The sequence below is a fragment of the Quyinboa mangrovi genome, from assembly GCF_042219825.1.
Taxonomy (GTDB): Bacteria; Bacteroidota; Bacteroidia; order Bacteroidales; family UBA5342; genus JBHJHP01.
In genome coordinates, this window is sequence record NZ_JBHJHQ010000006.1 from 321,103 (window position 1) to 329,169 (window position 8,067).

Below are 8,067 nucleotides of genomic sequence, written 5' to 3' on the forward strand. Positions count from 1 at the left end.
GTAAGTAAATATTTTCAGAAAAATTGAGAGGATTTATTTGTGAGTAATATGAATTAATATATCTTTGCACCGCCTAACACAAAAAGGGCATTCCGCTTAAAAGCCGTTGTGGCTAAGGAAAGCAAAAAGTGAAGGGTGAAAAAAATGTGTAGACTCAGTAGCTCAGCTGGTAGAGCACATCCCTTTTAAGGATGGGGTCCTGGGTTCGAACCCCAGCTGAGTCACAACACAAAAGAGACATTCAAATTTTGGATGTCTCTTTTTTTATATAACCTTTTCCAAAGTTTAAAACTTTGGAAAAGGTATCAATTTACCTAAAATAAAAACTCCCACCGAAGCGGGAGTATAGGAATATTTTCCTTCGGCATATAGCCTTATTGTGATAAGATGTAATTTATTTTATCCTGATTCAAATTTACAGTATTCCGATAAAAACAACAAGTACTAATATGCAGTTTTGAAACATGTTTTGTTTTAGTGCGCTATTAATCAACTTTTTGTATCTTGTCTATTCTTTTAATAACCTTATGTATAAAATGCCCCTGTGATGTTTACCCTGAAACTTCACACCGGTTTAAAAACTAAATAATATGAAAATTCTTGGATTAGACCTTGGAACCAACAGTATTGGCTGGGCTGTTGTGGAAAATGAAGACGAAAAATTTACATTATTGAATAAAGGTGTTAGAATTTTTCAGGAAGGTGTTAAAATTGAAAAAGGTATTGAAGGTTCAAAAGCTGCGGAGAGAACAGGTTTTCGTAGTGCAAGAAGATTAAAATATCGCCGTAAAATAAGGAAAATTAATACATTAAGAGTTTTGTCCTTATATGGGTTTTGTCCAGAATTAACTGGTAAAGAGTTGAGTGAGTGGAAAAACAAAAAAATATATCCAACAAACCAGAAATTTTTGGAATGGCAGAGAACTGATGAGGTAACTAAGAAAAATCCTTATCACTTTAGAGCTTTAGCTGTTGAACAAAAATTGAATTTAAATCGTGAAGAAGATAGGTATAAAATTGGACGTGCTTTTTATCATATAGCTCAACGCCGTGGGTTTTTGAGTAATAGATTAGAGGGCACAAAGGAAAGCGATGGAGCGGTTAAAAAGACTATTACTGAAATCAGTGAATCAAAAGGAAATAAAACCTTAGGTCAATACTTTTTTGAGAAATATAAGAGAAATGAAAAAATTAGAAACACATATACCCACAGAGAAGACCATTATCTGGAAGAATTTAACAAAATATGTGAATTCCAGAATCTGGATAGGGAATTTACAGAACAAATTAAAAAAGCAATATTTTATCAACGCCTTTTAAAATCTCAAAAAGGAACCATTGGCAAATGTGTTTTTGAACTCAATAAACACCGTTGCGCAGTTTCGCGACCTGAGTTTGAAGAATACAGAATGTTATGTTTTGTGAATAATATCAAAATCAAAACTCCCGAAGATGAACAGCTTCGATTTCTTACAGATGTGGAAAAGGATAAAATTGCTCTCCAGTTTTATAGGAAAAGTAAAGATCATTTCGACTTTGAAGACCTGGCAAAACAATTGTCTCCTAAAAAGCAATACAAATATTTTAAAGAACGTGATATTAATCCTGAAGACTGGTTATTTAATTACAGTATGAAAACAACTGTGAGTGGTTGTCCAGTATCATCAAGGTTTAAAGATTTGTTTGGTGACGATTTTATGAATATTCAAATTGAATATAACCGTGAAAGCGATGGTAGAAAATCTGTTATCGACATTAACGATATTTGGCATGTACTTTATTCCTATGATTCGGATGAAAAGCTGGCTGAATTTGCAAGAAATCGTTTAATATTTAACGATTACCAGATTAAAGAGTTTCTTAAGATCAGGTTGAAACAGGATTATGCTTCGTTAAGTTTGAAGGCAATAAGAAAGATTTTGCCGTATTTGCGAAAAGGACTTATTTATTCACATGCTATTTTCCTGGCAAATATGGAAGAAGTTATCCCGAATGGTATTTGGAGAGATGAAAAGAATCAAGATTATATACGGGATGAAATAAAATTGATTATTGATACACAAAATGAAGAAAAAGATATCATTAATATAGTAAACGGTATTATTACAACGGCACGAAATCCTGAGAATAACTATATATGGAGCGAAGAAGCAAAAGAGCTTTTTGAAAAGGACTTAAAGACAAAAATCGCCTCATATTTTGGTACTAAGCGATATGCTGCTTTTTCTGATGATAAGAAAATTAGAATTGAATCAGATGCTTTGAAGTTGCTGGAAAAGCAAATGAAAAAGAATTTAGGAAAGGGAGAACATGCAAAAATTCAACGAATTGACGAAAGAATCCTTGAATTCATTACTGATAATTTTGATGTGGAGGAAAAACAATTAACTAAACTTTATCATCCGTCTGCAATTGATGTTTATAAGCCACCTGTAAGAAGAAAAGATGGCAACTATTATTTGGGTAGCCCAATGGTTTCATCAATAAGGAACCCAATGGCCATGCGAGCTATGCACCAACTGCGAATCGTTATAAATGAGCTGATTAAAAGTGGAATTATTGACAGTTCAACAAAAATACATATCGAGATGTCACGCGGTTTGCTAAATGCCAATGAACGCAAAGCTACTCAAACCTGGCAGCGTGAGAATGAAAATAGAAGAAAGGAATATTATTCAAAAATTAAGGAGTTTTTGAACGAAGGCGAACCCACAAAAGATGAAATATTAAAATACCAGCTTTGGGAAGAACAAAATCACAAATGTTTATACACAGGTAAAGAAATTGCAATACATGAGTTTTTAGGACCAAACCCATCTTTCGATATTGAACATACTATTCCAAGAAGTTTGTCATTTGATAATTCAAAGGCAAATAAAACACTATGCGATAATGTTTTTAACCGTTCCGTTAAAAAGAATAAAATCCCATCTGAATTAAACAATCATTCTGAAATAATTAAACGTATTGAAAGCTGGAAAGAAAAATATGAAGAATTGGATAAACAAATTCAGATAGCTATACGTCAAACGCGGGGAGCAACAGATAAGGAATCAAAAGATAGATTCATTCAGAAAAGACATAAATTGACTTACGACCGTGATTATTGGCGCGACAAATATCAACGATTTACCATGCAAGATGTTCCTGAAGGTTTTAAAAACAGCCAACTTGTTGATACGGGAATCATTACTAAATATTCACGATTGTATCTGAAAACATTATTCGGCAAGGTTTACACAGTAAAAGGAAATACCGTTTCCGATTTCAGAAAACATTGGGGCTTGCAAGAAGAATACGAAAAGAAAGCTCGTATTAACCATATTCACCACTGTATTGATGCCATAACTATTGCCTGTATAACGAAAGAACAGTACGAAAAGCTGGCAAAGTTTTATCATGAATTTGAAGATCTGCATGTTCAAGGTGTAGATCAACAACCTCAGGTTGACAAACCTTGGTCAACTTTTACAGAAGATGTAAAGGAAATAGAAAAAGAAGTTCTGATTTCACATTATACCCCTGCTATTCTGCCTAAACAAAGTAAAAAGAAATTAAGGAAAAGTGGCAGGATTCAATACAATAAAGATGGGAAACCTATATATTTGAAAGGAGATACGGTGCGTGGAAGTCTTCACAAAGACACATTTTACGGTGCCATAAAACAACAAGAGGTAAATAAAAAAGGTGAAATTGAAGAAAAAATAAAATATGTGGTTCGTAAACCGCTTGGCACTTTGGAAGACAGTAATATAAAAAATATTGTTGATGAACGTGTACGAGAAATTGTTTCTGACGCCAGAAAAAAAGAAAAGGAGTTGCGAAAAGATATTGATTCACTAAAAAAGAAACTTCAGAAGGCTGAAGAATTAGCAGAATCACAAATTAAATCGGACATTATCGCTATTGAAGAACAGATAAAACTATTGTATTCACTACCTAATAAGAATGGAGAGCCTATACCTATTAAAAAGGTGAGGTTATACCAGCCTTCTGTTACTAATCCATTACATATTAAAAAACAACGTGATAGGACAGTAAAGAATGTAAAACCATGGAAGGAGGAATTTTATGCTGCCAATGATGGTAATTATATGATGGCCATTTATGAAAACAAGGATGAGAGAGGGAAAATTAAGCGTGATTTTGAGATAGTAAATAATTTGCAGGCTGGGGAATTTTTTAAATTTTCTGTTCAAAATGCATTAAAAGTTCAGGAATTGGGGGCGGTTGACAGTTTGTTTTCGCAAAATAAAATTTCAGGAAAAACTGAGTTGCCATTAAAGGCAATTATTAAAGTGGGCACAATGGTAATTCTTTGGGAAAATTCGCCTGAAGAAATCTATGATTTATCTAAAGCTGATTTAAATAAACGATTATACAAAATAGTAGGTTTATCAACTAATAGAGTAAAGTCTGGTCAAAAATATTATGAATTTGGAAATATTCTTATGAGGCATCACATGGAGGCATCTCCCGCATCTGATTTGAAAACATATGATGGATTGTTTGAAAGCAAAGAACAATATATACCCCAAAGAAAAATGAGTCAGAATCAGTTTAATGCATTGACAGAAAGAGTAGATTTTTTAATCAATCCATTAGGCGATATTGAATTTATAAATAATTTACAACGGTCAGACTGATTTTTCATTTAACCTTTTCCAAAGGTTTAAAACTTTGGAAAAGGTATATATTTCTTAAAACCAATTAATATCGGATGATACCTCTAGAACCAGGGAAATATTATCATATTTACAATCATGCAAACGGGCATGAAAATATTTTTGCCGAAGATCGGAATTATCCGTTCTTCCTTGAAAAATACAGAATCCATATTGCCCCGATAGCTTCAACCCTGGCGTATTGCTTATTACCAAATCATTTTCATTTTTTTGTTCAAATACGGGAAGAAAATGAACTTACGAAGCTGGTAACTTTTCCAAAGTTTGAAACTTTGGAAAAGTTAAGTAAATCAGAAAAACGGGAAAATATTGAAGATCGAACCTGTAAATATATCAGCAAACAATATGCTAACTTATTTAGTAGTTACACACAGGCTTTTAATCTGACCCAAAACAGAAAAGGCAGTCTGTTCTACAAAAACTTTCGCCGTAAAGAAGTCACCTCTGATGAATATTTCATCAAATTAGTTAATTACATTCATTTTAATCCTGTCATTCATGGATTTTGCACATCTCCATCAGATTGGAAATATTCATCATTTGAAGCCATTACGGGTAATAAGAACACGTTGATTGAACGGGGAGAAGTAATTGAAAGGTTTGGAGGACTTGATAATTTCTTTTATTGTCATCGTCATCCTTACGATTTTGATATGTAGACCTTTTCCAAAGTTTAAAACTTTGGAAAAGTTAAACCGGAAACGTTAAACCGGAAACGTTAAACAAACCAACCATGCTTAAACGAACGCTTTTCTTTTCAAATCCTTACAACCTGTCGCTAAAAGACCGGCAACTGGTAGTAAAATCACCGGAAAATGATCCGGTTACCAATGTTCCGATTGAGGATCTTGGGTTTATCGTATTTGATCATCCGCATTTAAAATTCAGTATGAAACTGATTGAACAGCTAAATGCATTTAACGTAGCTGTAGTTTTTTGCGACAGTAAACATATGCCTTCATCTATGCTGCTTCCGCTGGATGCCAATCATATTCAGACCGAATTATTCCGATATCAGATCAATGCGTCTGAACCATTAAAAAAGAATTTGTGGAAACAGACGGTTGAGGCCAAAATATTAAACCAAGCGGCGTTACTCAAACATAACGGATTTGATCCAACCGGATTAAAAAACATTGCCAAAACGGTTAAAAGCGGGGATAGTGATAACCGGGAAGGATTTGCTGCCAGAGTTTACTGGAATACCCTGTTTGGAAAGACCTTTATCCGTGACAGGTTTGGAGATCCTCCTAATCACTTTCTGAACTATGGTTATATTTTATTGCGTTCAGCCGTTGCAAGGGCGCTGGCCGGTTCAGGTTTGCTGACTACGCTGGGAATTTTTCACAGAAACAGGTACAATTCCTTTTGTTTGGCCGATGATATTATGGAACCATACCGGCCATTTGTGGATCAGCTTGTTGTAGAAATGTACAAAAAATGGCCCGATGCTTTTACCATTGAAACCGAGCATAAAGCCGAACTATTAAAACTTATGGCCATGGATGTATATATTGGCGATAATAAGCGGCCATTAATGGTAGCGTTGTCCCAGACAACAGCATCACTAGCCAGGTGCTTCGCGGGAGAAAGCCGTAAAATAAGTTATCCGGAATTCAGTTAGTTAAGGAAACTTTTCCAAAGTTTTAAACTTTGGAAAAGGTAATTTAAAACATCATGGAACAAACCCGGTTAAATGCATATCATATCATGTGGTTATTCGTATTTTTCGACCTTCCGGTCACGACCAAAAAGGAACGAAAAGTTGCAACCCGTTTCAGAAAAGAATTGATGCAGGACGGGTTTACAATGATGCAATTTTCGGTCTATACACGCCATTGTGCCAGTAAGGAAAGTGCAGATGTGCACGTTACCAGGGTAAAAGCCTCTGTGCCTGAAAAGGGACAGATCAGTATCCTGTCCATAACCGATAAGCAATATGGAAATATTCAGAATTTTTGGGGAACTAAATCGAAACCTTTACCGGAAGGGCCGAAACAGCTCGAATTATTTTAAATTTAATAAACGATTTCACTAAATTTGTTTGTTCTTTGACGTGCTGGAATGTGATTCATCAGAATTGAAAAAATGAATGCATTTAACCACTTCCATGCTGTTTTACCCCGGTTTTTTAGCTCTATTATCTGCTCCAACACGCATTATATAAGCTATCCGGGCACGTTGGTTGTGGTTTGATGTAATTTAAAAAGATAAAACAACGCTTCGGGTTTAAGCTCGTTGTACAAACCCGTTGTGGTTTGATGTAATTTAAAAAGATAAAACAACCCTTGTACTTTTCCAATGATTAAGACTTTAGTTGTGGTTTGATGTAATTTAAAAAGATAAAACAACATTTAATCAATGTTAGTGATAACTTTGCCGGTTGTGGTTTGATGTAATTTAAAAAGATAAAACAACGTGCATCATTTTTGCTACTGTCTATTTCTAGTTGTGGTTTGATGTAATTTAAAAAGATAAAACAACTAAAACGCCTTTAAGTCTTTCAGGTTTTTAGTTGTGGTTTGATGTAATTTAAAAAGATAAAACAACTGCTAAAACAGAGCTGAAGAAGGTCAAATGGTTGTGGTTTGATGTAATTTAAAAAGATAAAACAACATCTTCCCAATCATCCCAGATGATTCGATAGTTGTGGTTTGATGTAATTTAAAAAGATAAAACAACTCTTCCCAATCATCCCAGATGATTCGATAGTTGTGGTTTGATGTAATTTAAAAAGATAAAACAACATCTTCCCAATCATCCCAGATGATTCGATAGTTGTGGTTTGATGTAATTTAAAAAGATAAAACAACCTGTTGCATGCGAAATACCATTACCAGCCGGTTGTGGTTTGATGTAATTTAAAAAGATAAAACAACCCCGGATCCAGCCGCGCGCTCTTGGCGGCCGTTGTGGTTTGATGTAATTTAAAAAGATAAAACAACAAAGGCAGGAAGATACTGCTCCAAATGATAGTTGTGGTTTGATGTAATTTAAAAAGATAAAACAACGACGAGGCCGGACTTCCTTTTGTGGCTCAGGTTGTGGTTTGATGTAATTTAAAAAGATAAAACAACCCAAGCTGATTCAGAAGCGAAGTCCGCTAAGTTGTGGTTTGATGTAATTTAAAAAGATAAAACAACGTGCCGTTGGAATTTACAACCAAAACAATGGTTGTGGTTTGATGTAATTTAAAAAGATAAAACAACTCATTTGCAGTTGTCACCTTCACCCCGTTCGTTGTGGTTTGATGTAATTTAAAAAGATAAAACAACCAAGAATCAAGACATGAGTAAAATGGTTATGTTGTGGTTTGATGTAATTTAAAAAGATAAAACAACTGAATCCGCTGTTAATATTAACTCTGTCTAGTTGTGGTTTG

General features: G+C 34.3%; 4 protein-coding genes, 1 tRNA gene and 1 CRISPR repeat array. All 5 genes read left to right on the forward strand.

Annotated features, from left to right (window positions below; genetic code table 11):
* Nucleotides 1-151: 151 nt before the first annotated feature.
* The 5 genes from ACE1ET_RS14585 to cas2 all read left to right on the forward strand — a co-directional run bounded on the left by ACE1ET_RS14585 (nt 152) and on the right by cas2 (nt 6,701).
* Nucleotides 152-224 (forward strand) — tRNA-Lys (locus ACE1ET_RS14585).
* Between the two features lie 366 nt (nt 225-590).
* Nucleotides 591-4,646, forward strand: coding sequence for a type II CRISPR RNA-guided endonuclease Cas9 (gene cas9, locus ACE1ET_RS14590; protein WP_375729157.1), 4,056 nt, complete (start codon nt 591-593; stop codon nt 4,644-4,646).
* Between the two features lie 74 nt (nt 4,647-4,720).
* On the forward strand, nt 4,721-5,344 hold the full coding sequence (locus ACE1ET_RS14595; protein ID WP_375729158.1) for a transposase: 624 nt from the start codon (nt 4,721-4,723) through the stop codon (nt 5,342-5,344).
* Between the two features lie 74 nt (nt 5,345-5,418).
* Nucleotides 5,419-6,309: a type II CRISPR-associated endonuclease Cas1 gene (cas1, locus tag ACE1ET_RS14600; protein ID WP_375729159.1), complete on the forward strand. Its 891-nt coding sequence runs from the start codon at nt 5,419-5,421 to the stop codon at nt 6,307-6,309.
* A 53-nt stretch (nt 6,310-6,362) separates the two neighbouring features.
* Nucleotides 6,363-6,701 (forward strand): CRISPR-associated endonuclease Cas2, encoded by a 339-nt coding sequence (gene cas2 / locus ACE1ET_RS14605; protein WP_375729160.1) that lies wholly within the window; start codon nt 6,363-6,365, stop codon nt 6,699-6,701.
* Between the two features lie 168 nt (nt 6,702-6,869).
* A CRISPR array of direct repeats spans nt 6,870-8,026; the repeat unit is 36 nt; unit sequence GTTGTGGTTTGATGTAATTTAAAAAGATAAAACAAC.
* Nucleotides 8,027-8,067 lie beyond the last annotated feature (41 nt).